This window comes from Rhodospira trueperi, assembly GCF_900101965.1.
Classification (GTDB): Bacteria; Pseudomonadota; Alphaproteobacteria; order Rhodospirillales; family Rhodospirillaceae; genus Rhodospira; species Rhodospira trueperi.
The window spans coordinates 69,471-87,211 of record NZ_FNAP01000013.1 but is presented as its reverse complement, the minus strand read 5'-3'; the positions used below and the strand labels follow the sequence as shown (position 1 = coordinate 87,211).

17 protein-coding genes are annotated in these 17,741 nt (G+C 67.3%); 8 read left to right on the top strand and 9 right to left on the bottom strand.

What is annotated here, in order from left to right:
• The first annotated feature begins 76 nt into the window (after positions 1 to 76).
• Both BLS85_RS15125 and BLS85_RS15120 read left to right on the top strand, forming a co-directional pair.
• Positions 77 to 856, top strand: coding sequence for a 16S rRNA (uracil(1498)-N(3))-methyltransferase (locus BLS85_RS15125; protein WP_092787571.1), 780 nt, complete (start codon positions 77 to 79; stop codon positions 854 to 856).
• 23 nt (positions 857 to 879) lie between these two features.
• Positions 880 to 2,256, top strand: coding sequence for a glutamate--cysteine ligase (locus tag BLS85_RS15120; protein WP_092787570.1), 1,377 nt, complete (start codon positions 880 to 882; stop codon positions 2,254 to 2,256).
• Between the two features lie 6 nt (positions 2,257 to 2,262).
• Here the strand turns inward: BLS85_RS15120 and BLS85_RS15115 are convergent, their stop codons facing one another.
• Complete coding sequence (locus BLS85_RS15115; protein WP_092787569.1) at positions 2,263 to 3,108, bottom strand: AAA family ATPase; 846 nt, start codon at positions 3,106 to 3,108, stop codon at positions 2,263 to 2,265.
• A 164-nt stretch (positions 3,109 to 3,272) separates the two neighbouring features.
• Between BLS85_RS15115 and BLS85_RS15110 the strand changes: the two genes are divergently transcribed.
• Both BLS85_RS15110 and BLS85_RS15105 read left to right on the top strand, forming a co-directional pair.
• Entirely contained in the window at positions 3,273 to 3,551 is a 279-nt protein-coding gene (locus tag BLS85_RS15110) for a type II toxin-antitoxin system RelE/ParE family toxin (RefSeq protein ID WP_092787568.1), read from the top strand.
• Positions 3,523 to 3,843 carry a HigA family addiction module antitoxin gene (locus tag BLS85_RS15105; RefSeq protein ID WP_092787567.1) on the top strand — a complete coding sequence of 107 codons (321 nt, stop codon included), beginning with the start codon at positions 3,523 to 3,525 and terminating at the stop codon, positions 3,841 to 3,843. The genes BLS85_RS15110 and BLS85_RS15105 overlap by 29 nt, the downstream gene beginning before the upstream one ends.
• 15 nt (positions 3,844 to 3,858) lie before the next feature.
• On the opposite strand, the gene BLS85_RS15100 is transcribed toward BLS85_RS15105, so the two are convergent.
• Complete coding sequence (locus BLS85_RS15100; RefSeq protein ID WP_092787566.1) at positions 3,859 to 5,364, bottom strand: carboxypeptidase M32; 1,506 nt, start codon at positions 5,362 to 5,364, stop codon at positions 3,859 to 3,861.
• A 236-nt stretch (positions 5,365 to 5,600) separates the two neighbouring features.
• Here BLS85_RS15100 and BLS85_RS15095 point away from each other — a divergent pair, with 236 nt between their 5' ends.
• Together BLS85_RS15095 and BLS85_RS15090 are read left to right on the top strand one after the other, a co-directional pair.
• Complete coding sequence (locus BLS85_RS15095; RefSeq protein WP_092787565.1) at positions 5,601 to 6,818, top strand: BtaA family protein; 1,218 nt, start codon at positions 5,601 to 5,603, stop codon at positions 6,816 to 6,818.
• A gap of 39 nt (positions 6,819 to 6,857) precedes the next feature.
• Positions 6,858 to 7,529: a class I SAM-dependent methyltransferase gene (locus tag BLS85_RS15090; RefSeq protein ID WP_092787564.1), complete on the top strand. Its 672-nt coding sequence runs from the start codon at positions 6,858 to 6,860 to the stop codon at positions 7,527 to 7,529.
• 4 nt (positions 7,530 to 7,533) lie between these two features.
• Here BLS85_RS15090 and BLS85_RS15085 read toward each other — a convergent pair whose 3' ends face one another.
• From BLS85_RS15085 to BLS85_RS19480, 4 genes are all read right to left on the bottom strand, one after another.
• Complete coding sequence (locus tag BLS85_RS15085) at positions 7,534 to 8,319, bottom strand: dienelactone hydrolase family protein (RefSeq protein WP_245699253.1); 786 nt, start codon at positions 8,317 to 8,319, stop codon at positions 7,534 to 7,536.
• A gap of 191 nt (positions 8,320 to 8,510) precedes the next feature.
• On the bottom strand, positions 8,511 to 9,683 hold the full coding sequence (locus BLS85_RS15080) for an acetyl-CoA C-acetyltransferase (protein WP_092787562.1): 1,173 nt from the start codon (positions 9,681 to 9,683) through the stop codon (positions 8,511 to 8,513).
• A 203-nt stretch (positions 9,684 to 9,886) separates the two neighbouring features.
• The gene (locus BLS85_RS15075; protein ID WP_245699252.1) at positions 9,887 to 11,122 is read right to left on the bottom strand and encodes an alpha/beta fold hydrolase; all 1,236 of its coding nucleotides are present in this window, start codon (positions 11,120 to 11,122) and stop codon (positions 9,887 to 9,889) included.
• Positions 11,019 to 11,447 carry a hypothetical protein gene (locus BLS85_RS19480; RefSeq protein WP_245699251.1) on the bottom strand — a complete coding sequence of 143 codons (429 nt, stop codon included), beginning with the start codon at positions 11,445 to 11,447 and terminating at the stop codon, positions 11,019 to 11,021. The genes BLS85_RS15075 and BLS85_RS19480 overlap by 104 nt, the downstream gene beginning before the upstream one ends.
• A gap of 259 nt (positions 11,448 to 11,706) precedes the next feature.
• On the opposite strand from BLS85_RS19480, the gene phaR reads away from it, so the two are divergent.
• Entirely contained in the window at positions 11,707 to 12,429 is a 723-nt protein-coding gene (phaR, locus tag BLS85_RS15070; RefSeq protein ID WP_092787560.1) for a polyhydroxyalkanoate synthesis repressor PhaR, read from the top strand.
• A gap of 603 nt (positions 12,430 to 13,032) precedes the next feature.
• On the opposite strand, the gene BLS85_RS15060 is transcribed toward phaR, so the two are convergent.
• Positions 13,033 to 13,389, bottom strand: a complete 357-nt coding sequence (locus tag BLS85_RS15060) for a hypothetical protein (RefSeq protein WP_092787558.1) — start codon at positions 13,387 to 13,389, stop codon at positions 13,033 to 13,035.
• Between the two features lie 661 nt (positions 13,390 to 14,050).
• Between BLS85_RS15060 and BLS85_RS15055 the strand changes: the two genes are divergently transcribed.
• Positions 14,051 to 14,305: a hypothetical protein gene (locus tag BLS85_RS15055; protein ID WP_092787557.1), complete on the top strand. Its 255-nt coding sequence runs from the start codon at positions 14,051 to 14,053 to the stop codon at positions 14,303 to 14,305.
• 118 nt (positions 14,306 to 14,423) lie between these two features.
• Here BLS85_RS15055 and BLS85_RS15050 read toward each other — a convergent pair whose 3' ends face one another.
• Together BLS85_RS15050 and BLS85_RS15045 are read right to left on the bottom strand one after the other, a co-directional pair.
• Positions 14,424 to 16,079, bottom strand: a complete 1,656-nt coding sequence (locus BLS85_RS15050; RefSeq protein WP_092787556.1) for an acyl-CoA synthetase — start codon at positions 16,077 to 16,079, stop codon at positions 14,424 to 14,426.
• On the bottom strand, positions 16,069 to 17,706 hold the full coding sequence (locus tag BLS85_RS15045; RefSeq protein WP_092787555.1) for a PAS domain-containing protein: 1,638 nt from the start codon (positions 17,704 to 17,706) through the stop codon (positions 16,069 to 16,071). Before BLS85_RS15045 ends, BLS85_RS15050 begins: the two co-directional genes overlap by 11 nt.
• Positions 17,707 to 17,741: the final 35 nt, after the last annotated feature.

Sequence of the window (17,741 nt, the reverse complement as noted above, 5' to 3'; positions counted from 1 at the left end):
TTTGCTTCAACATCAAATAATTAGAACGCATTGCGTGATTCAATGACCCGCCCGACCCGCCCCGTCTGACCCAGCGATGACCACCAACGACCCCGTCACGACCGCCGCCGCGCCGCCGCCGGCCGGAGCCCCCCGGCTCTATGTGGACGACGCCGACCTGTCCGAGGACGGGCGCGTTACCCTTTCGGCGCCCCAGGCGCACTACCTGCGTAGCGTTATGCGACGCACCCCGGGCGATGCCGTGATCCTGTTCAATGGCCGCGACGGCGAATGGCGGGCCGCGCTGGACTCCGTCGCCAAGGCCCACGCCACGGCCGTTTGCCGGGATCGGCTGCGACCGCAGCCAACCGGCGGGCAGAACGGCCCGTGGCTGCTGTTCGCCCCCTTGAAACGCGGGCCGGTGGACATACTGGCCGAGAAGGCCACTGAACTGGGCGTTTCCCGCCTTCAACCGGTCACCACCCGGCTGACGACGGCGGCCCGTGTCAATGCCGCCCGCCTGCGCGCGCTGGCCATCGAGGCCGCCGAGCAGTGCCGGCGCTTGGACGTGCCGGCGGTCACCGACCCCCTGCCCCTGGCACGTCTTGCCGAGGACTGGCCGGCCGACCGGACCCTTTTCGTGCTGGCGGAACACGGCGAGGCCATTCCCGCCGCCACCGCGTTCGCCTCTCACGCCGGCGGGCCGGCCGCGTTGCTGGTCGGTCCCGAGGGCGGACTGGCCGGCCCGGAGCTTGACGTGCTGCGGCATCTGCCGTTTGTTACCTGTGTGCGCCTGGGTCCCCGGGTGTTGCGCGCCGAAACGGCCGCCATCGCCGGCCTGACGCTGTGGCAGGCCGTGGCCGGCGATTGGCGCTGAGTCCACCCCGGAGTTCTCCCATCATGTCCGCGCCGTCCAAGCCCAATGCCCAGCCCGTGGAGAGCAAAGCCGATCTGGTCGCCTGGTTCGAGGCCGGATGCAAGCCGCCGGAGCAATGGCGCATCGGCACCGAACACGAGAAGCTCGCCTTCACGCTGCGCGACCTGCGCCCCCTGCCCTACGAGGGCGGCACGGAGGGACCCGGCATCCGCGACCTGCTGGAGGGGCTGAAGGCCTATGGCTGGAGACCGGTCGAGGAAGCGGGCACGCTGATCGCCCTGTCCTGCCCCACCGGCGGCAGCGTCACCCTGGAACCCGGCGGCCAGCTCGAACTCTCCGGCGCCCCGCTGGAGACCATCCACCAGACCTGCGCCGAGACCACCGGTCACCACCTCAACCTCAAGACCGTGTGCTCCGAACTGGGGATCGGTTTGATCGGCCTGGGCTTCAATCCCAAATGGCCGCGCGCCGAGATTCCCTGGATGCCCAAGGGTCGCTACGCCATCATGCGCCGCCACATGCCCACCCGGGGCACGCTCGGCCTGGACATGATGCTGCGCACCTGCACCGTGCAGGTGAACCTGGATTTCGAGAGCGAGGCCGACATGGTGCGTAAGATCCGCGCCGGGCTCGCTCTGCAACCGCTGGCCACCGCGCTGTGGGCCAACAGCCCGTTCACCGAGGGCCGGCCCAACGGCTTCCTCAGCTACCGCAGCCACATCTGGACCGACACCGACCCCGACCGCTGCGGCACCCTGCCGTTCGCGTTCGAGACGGGCATGGGGTTCGAACGCTACGTCGATTACATGCTCGACGTGCCCATGTACTTCGTCCACCGCGACGGCCAGTACATCGACGCCGCCGGCCAGTCGTTCCGTGACTTCCTGGACGGCCGCCTGCCCGCGCTGCCGGGTGAGCGCCCGACCATCGGCGATTGGGCCGACCACGTCACCACCGCCTTCCCCGAGGTGCGGCTGAAGACCTACCTGGAGATGCGCGGCACCGACGGCGGCCCGTGGAGCCGCATCTGCGCCTTGCCGGCGTTCTGGGTCGGCCTGCTGTACGACACGACGGCGCTCGACGAGGTCGGCCAGCTCATCCGCCGCTGGACACCCGACGAAATCGCCACCCTGCGCGAACAGGTGCCGGTGCAGGCGCTACACACACCGTTCCGCGCCGGCACCCTGGGAGACGTGGCGCTGGAGGTCCTGGACATCGCGCGGCGCGGGCTGGCCCGCCGGGCCCGGCTCAACAGCCAGGGCCGCGACGAGACCTGCTTCCTGGACGTGCTAACGGAGATCGCCGAGACCGGCCGCTGCCCGGCGGAGGAGCACCTGGAGTCGTTCCACGGCCGCTGGAACGGCAGCGTTGATCCGCTGTTCCTGGAGTATGCGTATTGAGCTGCCCTACCGCCGCTCGCGCTTGGCGAGGAAGGCGAGGCGTTGCAGCAGGTGGACGTCCTGCTCGTTCTTCAAGAGCGCGCCGTGCAGCGGCGGCAGCACATGCTTGACGTCGTTGGAGCGTAGCGCCTCCGCCGAGACGTCGTCGGACATCAACAGCTTGATCCAGTCCAGCAACTCACTGGTGGAAGGCTTCTTCTTGAGCCCCGGCACCTCGCGCACGTCATAGAATACGCCCAGGGCATCGCGCACCAGATTGGTTTTGATGTCCGGGAAATGGACGTCGATGATCTCCTGCATCGTCTCCGTGTCGGGGAACTTGATGTAGTGGAAGAAGCAGCGGCGCAGGAAGGCGTCCGGCAGTTCCTTTTCGTTGTTCGACGTGATGATAACCACGGGCCGGGTTTCCGCGCGCACGGTCTCGCCGGTTTCATGGACGTGGAACTCCATGCGATCGAGTTCCAGCAGCAGGTCGTTGGGAAACTCGATGTCGGCCTTGTCAATCTCGTCGATCAGCAGAACCGCGCCGCCGTCGTGGGTGAAGGCGTCCCACATGCGGCCGCGCTTGATGTAGTTGCGGATGTCGTGAACCCGCTCGTCACCCAACTGGGAATCGCGCAGCCGGGAAACCGCGTCGTACTCGTACAGGCCATGCTGGGCCTTGGTGGTGGACTTGATGTGCCACGCGATCAGGGGCAGGCCAAGCGCGTCGGCCACCTCCTGCGCCAGCACGGTCTTGCCGGTGCCGGGCTCGCCCTTGACCAGGAGGGGGCGCTGCAAGGTGACGGCGGCGTTGACGGCCACCGCCAGATCCTCGGTGGCCACGTAGGTCTTAGTGCCGGTGAACTTCATCGCGCGGGCGTCCTTTCATGTGGGCCATGCGGGCCATTCGGAACCGTATACGTTGGGCCGAAGGTAGCGACGCGACGGCGGGGGTTCAACGGCGGTGGATACGGTGCGGGGAACACCATCGTCTATCCGCTTGACGGTTACCGAATCCTGGATATCCTAATGACATGATCAAGTCCGCTGCCGACAAGCGCACCGCACGGTTTCTCCTGGGCCAATCGGTCAAGGAGTTTCGCGCCTTCGAACGGCAAGCGCAGCGCCGGATGGCTCTTCTTAATGAAGCAAGCTGCCTTGAGGATTTGATGCGGTTGCCATCGAATCGATTCGAAGCCCTTCATGGGAACCGCAAGGGCCAATACAGCATCCGCATCAATTGGCAGTGGCGGATCTGTTTCCGGTTCGAAGAGGGAGAAGCCCATGACGTCGAAATCGTCGATGATCATTGATGCGGTTCGTTTGCCGGCGATCCATCCCGGGGAGATCCTGGCCGATGAACTGAAGACCATTGGCGTGTCTGTCGCGGCGCTGGCCCGCGCCATCGACGTCCCGCAAAGCCGCATGGCGGACATCGTTCATGGCAAGCGCGCCGTCACAGCGGACACGGCCTTGCGGCTGGCGCGCTACTTCGGCACGTCGGCGCGGCTCTGGCTCAACCTCCAGACCGCGTACGATCTGGCGGTCACCGAAGCGAACGCCGGGAAGCACATTACGGCAGTGGTCCGCCCGCACGCGGCGTGATCAGCGCCTCCGCTGTCACACCGCCCGGTCCACGTAGCGGCGCCGCAGGTGCGCCTTGAACACGCCGGCGTCGAGCGGCTTGCCGGTGGCGCGCGTCAGCATCTCGGCCGCCGTGACGCTGGAGCCCAACGCGTGGACGTGCTCTCGCAGCCAGCCCAGCAGCGGCCCGAAATCGCCCCGGGCCAGATCGTCCGGGATCGACGGCACGGCCTGCACGGCGGCCTGGAACAGCTGCGCCGCCGTCATTGCCCCCAAAGTATAGGTGGGGAAATAGCCGATGGCGCCGTCATACCAGTGGATGTCCTGAAGGCAGCCGTCGCGGTCGTCCGGGACCGTCACGCCCAGCAGGTCCCTCATGCCGTCGCGCCACGCGCCGGGCAGATCGCCCAGCGTCAGGTCGCCCGAAAGCAATGCCCGTTCCAGCCGGAAGCGCAGGATGACATGCGCCGGATAGGTCACCTCGTCGGCGTCCACGCGGATCAGCCCCGGCTCGACCCGGGTATAGAGCCGATACAGCGTCTCGGTGTCCCACCCCGATCCGCCGTCGCCCAACATGTCCGCCATGATCGGCGCGGCGTAGGTGAGGAACGCGCGGGAGCGGCACGCCTGCATCTCCATCAACAGGCTTTGGCTCTCGTGAACACTCATGCCGAGCGCGCGACCGACCGGCTGATCGCGCCAGTCCGCCGGCAGCCCCTGTTCGTACAGCGCGTGGCCGGTCTCGTGCAGCACGCCCATGATGGCCCCGGTGGCGTCCGACTCGTCGTAGCGCGTGGTGATGCGCACGTCGTCGGGCACCCCGCCGCAGAAGGGATGCAGGCTCGTATCCAGCCGGCCGCGATGAAAATCGAACCCGGCCGTCTCCATCAGCCGAACGGCCAGCGCGCGTTGCCGGGCGGCGGGAAACGGCCCGTTGGGCGGGATCGGCGCTGGCCCTTGGGCGGCCAGGGCATCGTCCAGAATGCCCGGCAGGTCGACGGCCAGATCGTCGAACACCGCCGCGATGGCCGCCTGGGAGCCCTCCGGCTCGTAGGCATCAAGCAGGGCATCGTAGGGCGAGCACCCGAACGCCTGGGACTTGGTGACGGCGATTTCCCGCGTCAGGTCGAGCACCGTCGCCAGCGGCCCCCGGACGGCGGCGAAGTCATCCTCGGCGCGGGCGCGCCGCCAGACCATCTCGCACGCCGAGCAAGCGTGGGAATGAGCCTCGACCAGATCCGAATCGAGCGCCGCAGCGTGGCGCCACTCCCGGCGCATGGCGCGCAGATTGGCGCGGTCCCAATCGCCAAGCGTGGCCGCCTCATCGCGCTCGGCGGCGTCCAGCCAATCCCCGACCTCCGGTAGGGTCAGCAGATCGTGGGAAATGGATCGCAGCGTGGCCAGTTGGCCGGCGCGCGCCTCGGCGCCGCCCTCCGGCATCATCGCGGCCAGGTCCCAGTCCAGCACCCCCACCGCGTCACCCAGATGACCGAGACGGGCAAAACGGGCCTTGAGCCGATCATAGGCGGAGGTCGAGTCCATGGCATGCTCCCGCTGGAACGGCCCGCGACCGGGCCGGAAACTGCCCCGCACCGTCGGCCGACGCGCAGGTTTCGTCAAGAGTGCCGCCCGTCCAAATGAGGACACCCAATTTCATGTCGGAAACCGGTTCCGCCGACAACGAAATGACATTAGGATGCGCCACCCGCTGACCCGACCCACCGGCAGCGGGCGCTTGTCGTTTCGCCTTCCCACGCGGTACCCGGAACCCCGACCTCATGAAAAAGAACGCCCTGCTGCACGCGGCCGTCCACAACAGCAAGCCTATTTCCAAGAAAGGCGCGCTGGAACGCCTGTTCACCCTGATGTTCAAGGGCTTCGTGTACCCGCAGATCTGGGAGGATCCGGAGATCGACCTGGAGGCGCTCCAGCTGACCGGAGACAAGCGCATCGTCACCATCTGCTCGGGTGGGTGCAACATCCTAAACTACCTGACGGAAGCACCCGCGCGCATCGACGGTGTGGACCTGAACCCGTCTCATGTCGCGCTGAGTCACCTGAAGCTGGCGGCGTTGCAGCACTTTCCCGACCACGAGACCTATTTCCGCTTTTTCGGCCATGCCGACGAGCGGGCCAACACCCGGGCCTTTTCGAAGTATCTGCTGCCGCACCTGGACGAAACGACCCGGAAATACTGGACCGGATGGACCCCGGTTCACGGTCGGCGTATCAACTACTTCACCAAGAACATCTACAAGTTTGGCGTTCTGGGGCGTTTCATCGGGTCGCTGCATGTGCTGGCCCGCGCCCACGGCATGAATCCGCGTGTTCTGCTGGCGGTGCGCACGCCGGAGGAACAGAAGGCCGTGTTCGACGCCACCATCTCGCCGCTGTTCGAAAAAAAGCTGGTGCGTGCCATGTGCGGCATGCCGGTGTCGCTGTATGGCCTGGGCATTCCCCCGGCCCAGTTCGACGCCCTGATGACGGCCTCCGACGGCGACATCCCGGGGCTGTTGCGAGACCGGTTGGAACGGCTCGCCTGCGACTTCCCGATCGAGGAAAACTATTTCGCGTGGCAAGCCTTCGGACGGGGCTATGACCGGCACTACCGAAAGGCGGTGCCCCGTTACCTGCGCCGCGAGAATTACGAGCGCCTGCGCGACCTGTCCGACCGGGTGCATGTCCACCACGCCTCGATGACCCACTGGCTGGCCGATCAGCCGGCCGAGAGCCTGGACGGCTACGTGCTGCTGGACGCCCAGGACTGGATGAATGCGACCCAGCTCAACGATCTGTGGGCACAGATCGTACGCACGGCGCGGCCCGGCGCGCGCGTGATCTTCCGTACGGCAGGAACGGAAAGCCCGCTGACCACCGCGCTCTCGCCGGATTTGCTGTCGGTTTGGGATCACGACGTCCAGTACTGCCGCGATATGACGCGGCGCGACCGCGCCTCCATCTACGGCGGCTTCCATCTGTACATCCGCGCGCGCTGACCGCGCGCCGGCGCCAAAAAACAAAAAAAGGCATGCCCCATGGACGCTCATACCCTGATGGACCGGATCTATCGGCCGCAGCGCCACATCTACGACATCACCCGGAAATACTTCCTGCTGGGCCGCGACAAGGTCATTGACGACATCGGCGCCGCCGACGGCGAAACCGTGTGCGAGGTCGGCTGCGGCACCGCCCGTAATCTGGTCAAGATGGCCACACGCTATCCCAACGCGCACCTTCTGGGCCTGGACGCCAGCGCCGAGATGCTGAAGACGGCCAACGACAAGCTGGCGCGCAACGGACTGGCCGAGCGGGTCAAGCTGGCGCGCGGGCTGGCGCAGGACTTCGATGCGGCCACGCTGTTCGAGCTCGACGGGCCGCTGGACCACGTCGTGTTCTCCTACAGCCTGTCGATGATCCCGATGTGGCACGAATCGGTCGAGCACGCGCTGGACGTGGTGCGTCCAGGCGGGCGCATCCACATCGTCGATTTCGGCGACCAGTCCGACCTGCCGCGCTGGTTCCGCGCCGTGCTGTTCTGGTGGCTGGGCCTGTTCCACGTCCAGTTCCGGCCGGAACTGGTCACCTTCCTGTGGGGGACCCAGGCCGAGGGCCGGGCGGAGGTCACGGTCACGCCGCTGTACGGCGGCTATGCCTTCGTGGCCACGCTGGTCAAGGCGGAACCGGCCTCGGCGTCGGCGTCGGGTTAACGCTCTATCCCTTCAGGGTCTCGGCGAAGAAGGCCAGGGTGCGCGCCCAGGCCAACTCGGCATCTTCCTCGTCGTAGCGCCCGCCGGACGGATTGGCGAAGGCGTGGTCGGCCTCGTACCAGTGCACCGTCAGGCTGTCCGCCTTGTCGGCAGCGGCCATGGCGCGCTCGAATCCCCCGACCATGTCGGCGTTGATGTACTGGTCGCGGGTGCCGAAGTGCCCCAGCACCGGCCCGGCCAGTGCCTCCAGCGGACCCGGTTCCTGCACCAGGCGGCCGTAGTAGATCACCGTGGCGTCGGCCGGTGCCGCCAGCGAGGCATTGAGCGACCAGCCGCCCCCGAAGCACCAGCCGACGGTGGCGAGTTTCCCGCTACCGTGCTCGTGCTTACGCAACCAGTCCATCCAGGCGGTGCAGGTCTCCGTCGCTTCGCCCCCATCCACGGCCTGGGTTTGGGCGCGGGCCTGCTCCGGCGTGGTGGCCACCGATCCGCCCATCAGGTCGATGGCCAGAGCAACATAGCCCTCGCGGGCGAATTCCCGCGCCGTGGCCCGGATCTGATCGTTCAGCCCCCACCACTCGTGGATCAGCATGACCGTCGGCGCCGGCAGCGTCTCCGGCAGCGCCAGCGCGGCGGAAACGGTCCGGCCGGACGGCAGCGTCAGGGAGACGGTCTCGGTCGAGTCGGCGGCCGCGCGCGCCAGAATGGGATCGGCCAGCACGGCGGCGAACGAGGCACTGGCCAGCCCCTTCAGCACCACGCGGCGGTCAAGCTGGAGATCATCGAGCATGGAGGAATCTCCCTGGGCGTCTGTTTTGATTGGCACCGGACCGCGACTGCGTCCCATTCGTAAGTGGCGCGCTCACGTGTCGAGTCAACCAGCCAACGGATGCTCCCACGACAAAGGGCGGCCCCTCACAAGGCCGCCCTTTGCTCGTTCGCGGATGACGAAATCCCGTCAGATCCGCATCAGGTTCTGCATCACCGCTCCACACACATGGCGATTCCCATGCCGCCGCCGATGCACAGGGTGGCAAGACCCTTCTTCGCGTCGCGCTTCTGCATCTCGTACAGCAGCGACACCAGGATGCGCGCGCCCGACGCGCCGATGGGGTGGCCCAGGGCGATGGCGCCGCCGTTGACGTTCACCTTGCTGGTGTCCCAACCGAGTTCACGGTTGACGGAGATGGCCTGGGCGGCGAATGCCTCGTTGGCCTCGATCAGATCGAGGTCCTCGTGCGTCCAGCCGGCCTTTTCCAGCGCCTTGCGAGTGGCCGGAATGGGGCCTGTGCCCATGATCTCCGGCTCAACGCCGCAGGTCGCCCAGGAGACGATGCGCGCCAGCGGGGTTACCCCGCGTTTGGCGGCCTCGCTGTCCTTCATCAGCACCACGGCGGCCGCGCCGTCGTTGATGCCGCTGGCGTTGCCGGCGGTGACCGTGCCTTCCTTATTGAAAGCCGGGCGCAGCTTGGCAAGGCCCTCCTTGGTCACACCTTCCTTGGGGTGCTCGTCGGTGTCGAAGACAGTCTCGCCCTTGCGGGTCTTGATGACATAGGGAACGATCTCGTCCTTGAAGCGACCGGCCTTGATGGCCGCTTCGGCCTTGTTCTGCGAGCCGGCGGCGAACTCGTCCTGCTCGTCACGGGTGATCTGCCAGCGCTGGGCGATGTTCTCGGCGGTCACGCCCATGTGATAGCCGTTGAAGACATCGAACAGGCCGTCGCGCAGAAGGCTGTCCTTCAACTCCAGCGAGCCCATGCGGGTGCCGTCGCGCATGTGCGCGAGGTGCGGCGCCTTACTCATGCTCTCGTGGCCACCGGCGACGACGATGTCATGGTCGCCCATCATGATGGACTGGTAGCCGAGCGCGACCGTGCGCAGGCCCGAGCCGCAGAGCTGGTTGATCCCGTAGGCCGTCACCTCCACCGGGATGCCGGCGTTGACGGAGGCCTGACGGGCCGGGTTCTGGCCGGTGTCGCCGGTCAGGATCTGGCCCAGGATAACCTCGGACACCTCGGTGGGTTCCACCTTTGCGCGTTTCAGCACCTCCTGGATGACGACCTTGCTGAGGTCATGCGCGTGCACCGAAGCCAGCGCCCCGTTGAAGGTGCCGACAGCGGTGCGCGCGGCACCGGCAATCACGACATCGGTCATGGTTTAACTCTCCTGTTGTTCCTCCCCTGTGGTGCGCGCCCCCGCGATACCGGGCACCGCTATCCCCACCGGGCCGGTGAGCCCCTTACCCGTCGGCTTCTAGAGCCGAACCACCGGGCGACCGCGTCGGGATGGATCACGCACACCACTCTTGGGCATTGGTTATAAAGAGACAAAGCGGCTACGAAAACCGTAGTTTCCACCTAGGCCTTTCCCCGGGTGGTCTTCAAGGCCCAGCGCACGAGGGGATCGTGCACCAACGCCACCGCCCGGCGCCCCGTGATCATGCCCACATGGCCCAGCAGCGGCTCGCGGACCTCGGCCCGGGGCAGTGCCCGGGCCAGCGCCCGCGCGGAGACGGCCGGCACGATCCTATCCCGTTGCGGCACGACAACAAAGGCCGGAATGGTAACGGATTCGGGTCGAACCGGCTCGCCGTCCACGCACCACCGGCCGCGCGCCGTCGTATTGTCGCCGTACCAGCCGCGCAGGGTCTCGCTGGCCACCGCACCGGCCAGCGGCACACCGTCGTTCAGCCAGTCCTCCATGGCCACGAAATGCCGCGCCGCCGCACTGCGCGGACCAAGGTTAGCGAAGCCGCGGAACTTGCGCCCGATGGACGGCGGGTCGATGGTCGCGAAGGCGGCCTGCAACAGGTCCACCGGCAGATTCTCGTGCACCTCCAGCACGGGGTCGATCCACGGCGCCAGCGCGGTGGCCAGACGTCCCTGGGCGGCGGCGCGGTCGGCGTGGAAGTCCCATGGCGTGGCCAGCAGGACCAGACCGGCCAGAACCGCCTGCCGCCGTTGCGCCAACGCCAGCGACAGCAGGCCGCCCATACAATAGCCCAGCAGAATCGGCGCCCGCCCCGTGGTCTCGCGGACGAATTCCAGCGCAGCCTCCAACCGCGCCACATAGTCGGTCAGGGTGAACTCTCGTTCCGCCGCGCCCGGTGCCCCCCAGTCCACCAGAATCGGGCGCAACCCACGCCATGCGAGATAGGGCGCGAAGGCCCGGCGCTGGCTGAGATTGAGGATGTAGCCCCGGTTGATCAGCGACGGCACCAGCAAGATGGGCGGTCCCACGCGGGCGCGGGCGCGTCGTTCCGGCTCCGCGGGCGTGTCGGAGAAGTCGCGCAGCACCGTGGACCCCTGACGCCACACGGGCGGGGGGTCAAGCCCGGCACGATGATAGTCGTGCGACCGGTAGCCCTCGACCCCGTCCAGAAAGGCGCCAAGACGTCGGCGCGCCTCCGCGTCGACCGCGCGCACGAACGCCCCCGGCTCGACCCCGGCGTCGCGGGCCTTTTCAAGCAGATCGCACAGCGGGTCGGGATCAGCCCTTGGGCCGTCCGGCCCCGGAGAGCAGTCCGCCGAGCGCGGCTTCGAGAAGGGCGACGCGCTGTTCCAGGCGCTCAACCCGAGCGGCCATGTCATCATCAACTGGCCCTGCGTGGCCAGATGCACGGCCAGCGGACGCGGCCCGGGACGCGTCGGCGGCGTTGGCGTTGGCGTTGGCGTTGGCGTTGGCGGCGACTGTGGGCTCGGGGTCTGCATGGCCCTCCCCGGTCTGCTCGGAGGCGGCGGTTGCGGACGGGCCCTGCGGGGGGTTCACCGCGTCGGCCAGTCCCTGGGTCATGAGCGAGAACGACCGCGCCAGCGCTTCGGAAACGGCCGGGTCCCGAGCCATGGACCCCAGCTGTTCCTGCCACAGGTCTAGATACCGGCGGGCCAGCGCCTGAAGGTCGGGAGGATGATCCGTCATGCGCGCACTATACCCACGCGCCGGGGACGTTGTCACCCACTCCAAAACCGCAGGACCGATGTGGGTAGGCTGCGAAACGCCCGCGCTGCCCTGCACAATGATTCGGCAATATGGTGTTGCATTGCGGGGCGGGAACCCGGAAACTGACCCTTAGGACTCGGCTGCGATACTGAACCGCATGCCGGGCTTGGGTGATGCATCCCGCAGGCCATGTGGCGCGCGGGACCGGCGACGCGCAGGAACCGGAGGCAGGAGCGGTATGACGGAGAAGGTTGGTACGGGTCGGGCTAGGCGGAACGAAAACGACCCGATCATCATCAAGAAGTACGCCAACCGTCGCCTGTACAATACGGCGACCAGCAGCTACGTCACGCTGGACCTGCTCAGTCAGATGGTGAAGGAGCACACCGACTTCGTCGTCTACGACGCCAAGACCGGCGAGGACATCACCCGCTCCGTCCTGACCCAGATCATCGTCGAGGAGGAAGGCAAGAACGGGCAGAACATGCTGCCCATCAGCTTCTTGCGCCACGTCATCAGCTTCTACGGCGATTCCCTCGGGGGCGTCGTGCCCCAATACCTGGAACACTCCATGCAGGCGTTCGCCCGCAATCAGGAGAACATGCGTCAGGTCATGCAGAACGCCTTCGACGGGCTGTTCCCCGTGCAGAACATGGACGACCTGAACAAACAGAACATGGCCTTTTTCGAAAGCGCCATGAAGATGTTCTCGCCCTTTGAAGGGGCGAACCGTATGCCCGGCTTCCCGCCCCTACCGACGGGCACCACCTCGCCCATGACCGATGCCGAGACCGACGACGACGTCCAGACCATGAAGGCGCAGATGGCCGAGATGCAGCGCAAGCTCGACCACCTGATGGCTGATCGCGCGTCCCAACGCACCGAGCAGGTGGCGCCGACCAACCCGAACGGCGGCAACGGTACGGCCAAAACGCCGGACGCCGCGTCCGAATCGCGCTGACCGCCCGAACAGGTCGGGCCAACAGGGCCATCTTCCGTCCGTCATGACGCCGGCGAATCAGGCCGAACGAAGTGATGCGGTTTCCGGTTAAATCGTTCGCACCTGTAGGGCGGCTGGCTGTAGGGCAGCTGCCCTACAACATGTCCCGAACGCGTCCCGATTTCTCTTTCTACCGGTGTAGGCGAACGCCCCCCTGGGGACCGTTGTCCGTTCGAGACCGGCCCCGCACGCGAGGTCTGTCACCCGCCGCAAGGACTGGACGTGAGGATCAAAGACCCGGTCCGTCGCCACGGACAGCAGCCCCCCGGGGCGCAGGCTGTCGGCCCCCCGCGCCATCGCCATGACCTGATCCGGAAGGTCTCCCAGCACCGTCACCGACGAAGCCCTGTCGAAGCGACCGCTCGGCCACGCAGGGCACGGTCACAGCGTCAGGGAGGAGGGCGGTTGCCGTCAGGGCTCAGGCGGTCCCTCGGTCACGGAAAAAGGGCGGGGCCCAATACGCGCCCGCCCCTTTGCGACTGTCCCGAGGTCAGCCACCACGCGATCCGATCACCGGTGACACCCTACGGCCGCGCCCGTGTCGGGCGCGAAGCGTCGTCACGGTTATCGCTGCCCCGCGTAGCAGCCGTCACGGGCGCACACCTTGAGTTGGCCCTGACGATTGATCCACAGCGCCGTGACGCTGTCGAGTTGATGATTCTCCATCGGCAGGACGCGGGCGGCGCGGTCCTGGCTGCGCCAGATCCAAGCGTTGCAGACGTTGCGCACCGCAATCGACTGGCATGCCTCCTGTCCGGCGGCGATAAACTCCGCATCCGTATCCGCGTCGGGGCAGACCACCAGGGCAATGGTCCCGTACACACCGACCACATTGCAGGACTCGGTTCCCTGCGCCGCCGCAGCCGGTCCCGACATCGTCACCAGCCCGCACAGCAGGGCCGCCCACTTGAGATTTCGCATCTGTCGCCTACCTCGTCGTCTTCGCCAACACTGACGTGGCGCGTCGTCGTCCCGGATCACGCTTCCGGCCCTTCATCGGGCACCCACGGACACGCCCGCAGGGGAGTCAAACCACAGGCTCCTCCTGGCGGGCGATCGCGGACATCTGACGCGCAAGATGACCGCACCCTGCTGATTTGAGACGGCCGCGTCAACCATATCGATGGTCTAGCCCCGAGTCGCCCCAACGCGGCGGGGTTCCGCCAGCGCTCCAAGTATACAGAAAACATTATATGAATCAAATAATTATACCCTTATATTGACTCTGGACTCAAGAACCGAAGAGACGCCTTCGGCACCGGGCGTGGCACGTCTTCCGATCACGGGAAAGTGACCCCTACGGACTGCGGCACGGTTCTTTGAGCCACGGCGGACACCGGGGACTCGGCGTCGGGGCACAGCTCACGCGCTCTCGGTTCCCGAACCGGGCCGGGCGCCAGGACCTCACACGCGCCATACCCACAAAGGATAAAGTAGTACTATCTTTTAGAGAGAAAATCATGCACGTATATCAGCTCTTTAATTGAAAACCGGAATTGCCTCGGTCATATTTGGCCAGTATCGTCGCACCCTGTCAGCGCGGACCGACCGAAACCAAGACAAGAACACAAGGATCGTTTTCATGACCAAGCGTTTTGCCGTGGCCCTCGCGGGTTGCGCCCTGTTCGCCGCCACCCCGGCCCTGGGCGGAGACTGCATCACCCTGGCTTCCCTGACGCCGCCCGCCAGCACTGGGGTCAATGCCAGCACCAGCCCCACCCTGACGCCGGCCGATCGCGGCATCCAGGTCAGTGAATGGGTCGGCGCGCCCTGCATGACGAATGACGATTGCGGGGCCGACCTGAAGTGCGAGAACAGCGCCTGCGTCGAGAAGTAAGGGCGCGCGCAACCGGACGCGAGCGCGCCTCGTGTCAGCCGGGCGGGCCACGGGTCCGCCCGGTCCGTGACGACCGTCGAACGGAACGCGGGCAGCCTGCCCGCTCGGCCCCGGTCTCCTACCCCCGCGCCCGCAGGTCCCTGCGCACGATCTTGCCCGTCGTGGTCATCGGCAGGCTGTCGACGAAGGCGATGCGGCGCGGATAGGCGTGGGCGGCGTGGTGCGCCTTGGCGAAGTCCTGCAAGGCGCGGGTCAGGGCCGCCTCGCCGCCATGGCCCTCGACCGCCCCCTCGACCGGCACCACGAAGGCTTTCACGATCTCCGTGCGGTCGGGGTCGGGCACGCCGACGACGGCGACCATGGCCACCGCAGGATGCTTCAGCAGGCAGTCCTCGACCTCGCCCGGGCCGATGCGATAGCCGGCGGAGGTAATCACGTCGTCGTCACGGCCCACGAACCACACGTACCCATCCTCGTCCATACGCCCGGTGTCGCCGGTCAGCAGCCAGTCGCCCACGAACTTGGCCGCCGTCGCCTCCGGGTTGTTCCAGTAGCCCAGGAACATCACCGGATCGGGCCGGCGCACGGCAATGGGCCCCAACGCACCTGCTGCCACGGGCGCGCCCGTCTCGGGATCAATCACCGCCACCGTGTGCCCCGGCACCGGCCGTCCCATGGATCCCGGCCGCACCGGAAACAGGTCGGCGCAGTTGGACACGATGAGATTACACTCGGTCTGACCGTAAAACTCGTTGATGGTCACCCCCAGCGCGTCGCGGCCCCAGTCCAGCAGACCCGCGCCCAGGGTCTCGCCGCCCGAGCCCACCGAGCGCAGGTCGCAACCAAAGCGGCCCGGGTCCGGCACCTGCCGCAGCATCTTCAGCGCCGTCGGCGGCAGGAAGACATTGCGCACCCGATGCCGCGCCATCAGCGCGAACGCCTCCTCCGGGTCGAACTTGGCACCGCGATGCGCCAGCACCGGAACGCCATGGTGCAGCGAGGGCAGCAGCACATCGATCAGGCCGCCGATCCAGGCCCAGTCCGCCGGCGTCCAGAACAGGTCGCCCGGCTTGGGGAACAGGCGCTGCGGCAGTTCCACCCCCGGCAGGTGTCCGAGCAGCACACGATGGGCGTGCAGCGCGCCCTTCGGCTTTCCGGTCGTCCCCGAGGTGTAGATGATGATCGCCGGATCGTCCGCCGCCGTGTCCACCGGCGTATGGTCTTCCGAGGCGGCGGCCAGAACGGCGTCCCAGGAAACCAAGCGTTGACCTGAATCGGAGACGTCCGACGATCCCGCCCCCAAGCAAACGATGGTCGCGAGGTCCGGCAGATCGGGCAACAGCCCGTCGATGCGCTCGGCCTGGGCGGCGTCGGTCACCAGCGCCCGGGCACCGCTGTCCGCCAGCCGGTACGATAGGGCATCCAGACCGAACAGCGTGAACAGCGGCACCGAGATGGCCCCCAGGCGCCACGCCGCCACATGCGCCACCGCCGTTTCCCATTGCTGGCCCAGCAGAACGGCGACGCGATCCCCGGCCTTTACGCCACGGCCGGCCAGCGCGTTGGCCAGCCGGCTTGACGCCCGACGCAGATCGGCGAAGGAATGGCGGCGGATCGTTCCGTCCGCCAATTCCTCGATGATGGCGGCAGCCTTGCCCGAGTCCGCGCCCCTGCAATGCCGGTCGCAGACATCCACGGCAATGGAATAGCGATCCGGCACGGTCCACCGGAACCGATCCGCCAGATCATCGAACGTCGCCGCCTCAGGAAGCATCTGTCAGTCTCTCCTCGCTCGCCGCGTCCGAGCCGACCGGCGCGGTGTCCGACGGGTCGATGCGGACGATCAAGCAGGTCGTGGCCGGGGCATCGGCCGAAGGCGCCGATACGGCAAGGCGCGCCGTCCGCGCCGCGCCGCGCCCCTCCCCGGCCAGCGTCAGCGGCCCGGCGAAGACCGCCGTCCCCGGACGCGCCCGAGCCTGTTTCAGGGCGTCGGCCAAGGACCCGCGCGCCGAGTCCGCCAGCACCTCTTCCGCCGGGCGCCCGAACAGATCCTCCACCGCGCGCCCCAGAAGATCGCCGGCGGCGGCGTTGGCATCCTCAATACGCCCATCGGCGCTCAGAACCAGCAGCCCCCCGGACGCATCCGCCAGCACCGCGGCCAAACGGTCGGCGCCCTCACGGTGCGCCCGCGCCATCCGCCGCCGTTCGGCGTCCAGCGCGCCGACGGCCTGCGCCAGAAGCCCAAGGTCGTCGGCGGGCGTTTCCGGCTCAGCGAGCGTCAACGGGGTGTCGTCCCGCGCCGCCAATACCGCGCGCGTCATCCGACGAACGCGCCGAACCCCGTCCTCCCACAGCACAAGCCCGGACCACAACAGACACCCCAGGCCGGCCACGACCATCGCAAGGACCCCGCTGCGCCACACCGGCACGATTCGGTCCTGGTCGAGCGCACGCACCGCCAGCGCCTGCTCTAGGTCCGCAATGATTTGGGTCACCGCCGCCGTCAGGTGATCGGACGCCTGCCGACTGCGGGACAGCACGGCGGGCAGATTCTGGGTCATGGTCAGATGCTGGCGGCGCATGCGAAACACGCTGTCGGCCCCGTCCACGCCCTTCGCAAGCGCCGCGAGTTCGGCCTGGACGGCTTCCAGGACCGGAATGGCGGCCCGATCCGCATTGCGGATCGAGGCGGCCGCACGACGCAGGGATTCGTCGGCGCGGACCACAAGATATTCCAGTTCCGACGTATCGCCCGCACCCGATGCCGCCAGCATCATCCCCACCGTCACCTGGGCGTTGCGCGCCCACCCCCGCACGGCCGTCGCCGCGCCGGACCCACTGGGTCCCGGTGGAAACGGCAGATCATCCGCGTCAATGATCGCATCCAGAGCGTCCGGCCGCCGCCCGGACAAAAACGCCCGTTCCAGATCGGGCAGAAAATCCCCGATCAGGCCCAGTCGCGCATTCAACGCCGCCGATTCATCGGCCAGACTGAGCCGACGGAGAACCAGCGCGTCAAGGGTTTCAAGCGCCTCGGTCAGATCCGAAACCGCCGCTTCCAGACGGTCCCGCGTCACCGCTTCAAGCTTGGTCTCGCCCAGAGCGTCGAGACGAACCGTCAATTCGGCACGGGTCCGCTCCATGCGGTCCTTTACGGCGGCCCGGTCGCCCGCTTCCCCGACGATGGCCAGGGCCCCGGCCATTTCGGCCAGGGCGTCTCCCAGGCGGCTGACCACCAGCATGTCGGAAAACCGGGGCAGCGCGTCATCGACGAGACGTTCTCGCTGCCGATCCTGCCAGGATTGATAAAGCAGCAGCGCGACGCCGAGCGCCACACAGATCAGGGCAAGGCCGCCGTGGCCGACCAGGAGACGGGTAGCGAAACGAGGGGTCGGTGTCACGTCGGGCGGGTCCGTTCTGCGACCACAGAGGTCCG

Excerpts from the sequence above, each read along its gene's own strand:
- BLS85_RS15060 (WP_092787558.1), bottom strand. The coding sequence starts at position 13,389 with ATGCGAAATCTCAAGTGGGCGGCCCTGCTGTGCGGGCTGGTGACGATG.
- BLS85_RS15090 (WP_092787564.1), top strand. The coding sequence starts at position 6,858 with ATGGACGCTCATACCCTGATGGACCGGATCTATCGGCCGCAGCGCCAC.
- BLS85_RS15055 (WP_092787557.1), top strand. The coding sequence starts at position 14,051 with ATGACCAAGCGTTTTGCCGTGGCCCTCGCGGGTTGCGCCCTGTTCGCC.
- BLS85_RS15095 (WP_092787565.1), top strand. The coding sequence starts at position 5,601 with ATGAAAAAGAACGCCCTGCTGCACGCGGCCGTCCACAACAGCAAGCCT.
- BLS85_RS15085 (WP_245699253.1), bottom strand. The coding sequence starts at position 8,319 with ATGCTCGATGATCTCCAGCTTGACCGCCGCGTGGTGCTGAAGGGGCTG.
- BLS85_RS15105 (WP_092787567.1), top strand. The coding sequence starts at position 3,523 with ATGACGTCGAAATCGTCGATGATCATTGATGCGGTTCGTTTGCCGGCG.
- BLS85_RS15100 (WP_092787566.1), bottom strand. The coding sequence starts at position 5,364 with ATGGACTCGACCTCCGCCTATGATCGGCTCAAGGCCCGTTTTGCCCGT.
- BLS85_RS15075 (WP_245699252.1), bottom strand. The coding sequence starts at position 11,122 with ATGATGACATGGCCGCTCGGGTTGAGCGCCTGGAACAGCGCGTCGCCC.
- BLS85_RS15115 (WP_092787569.1), bottom strand. The coding sequence starts at position 3,108 with ATGAAGTTCACCGGCACTAAGACCTACGTGGCCACCGAGGATCTGGCG.
- BLS85_RS15050 (WP_092787556.1), bottom strand. The coding sequence starts at position 16,079 with ATGCTTCCTGAGGCGGCGACGTTCGATGATCTGGCGGATCGGTTCCGG.
- BLS85_RS15125 (WP_092787571.1), top strand. The coding sequence starts at position 77 with ATGACCACCAACGACCCCGTCACGACCGCCGCCGCGCCGCCGCCGGCC.
- BLS85_RS15110 (WP_092787568.1), top strand. The coding sequence starts at position 3,273 with ATGATCAAGTCCGCTGCCGACAAGCGCACCGCACGGTTTCTCCTGGGC.
- phaR (WP_092787560.1), top strand. The coding sequence starts at position 11,707 with ATGACGGAGAAGGTTGGTACGGGTCGGGCTAGGCGGAACGAAAACGAC.
- BLS85_RS19480 (WP_245699251.1), bottom strand. The coding sequence starts at position 11,447 with ATGACGGATCATCCTCCCGACCTTCAGGCGCTGGCCCGCCGGTATCTA.
- BLS85_RS15080 (WP_092787562.1), bottom strand. The coding sequence starts at position 9,683 with ATGACCGATGTCGTGATTGCCGGTGCCGCGCGCACCGCTGTCGGCACC.
- BLS85_RS15120 (WP_092787570.1), top strand. The coding sequence starts at position 880 with ATGTCCGCGCCGTCCAAGCCCAATGCCCAGCCCGTGGAGAGCAAAGCC.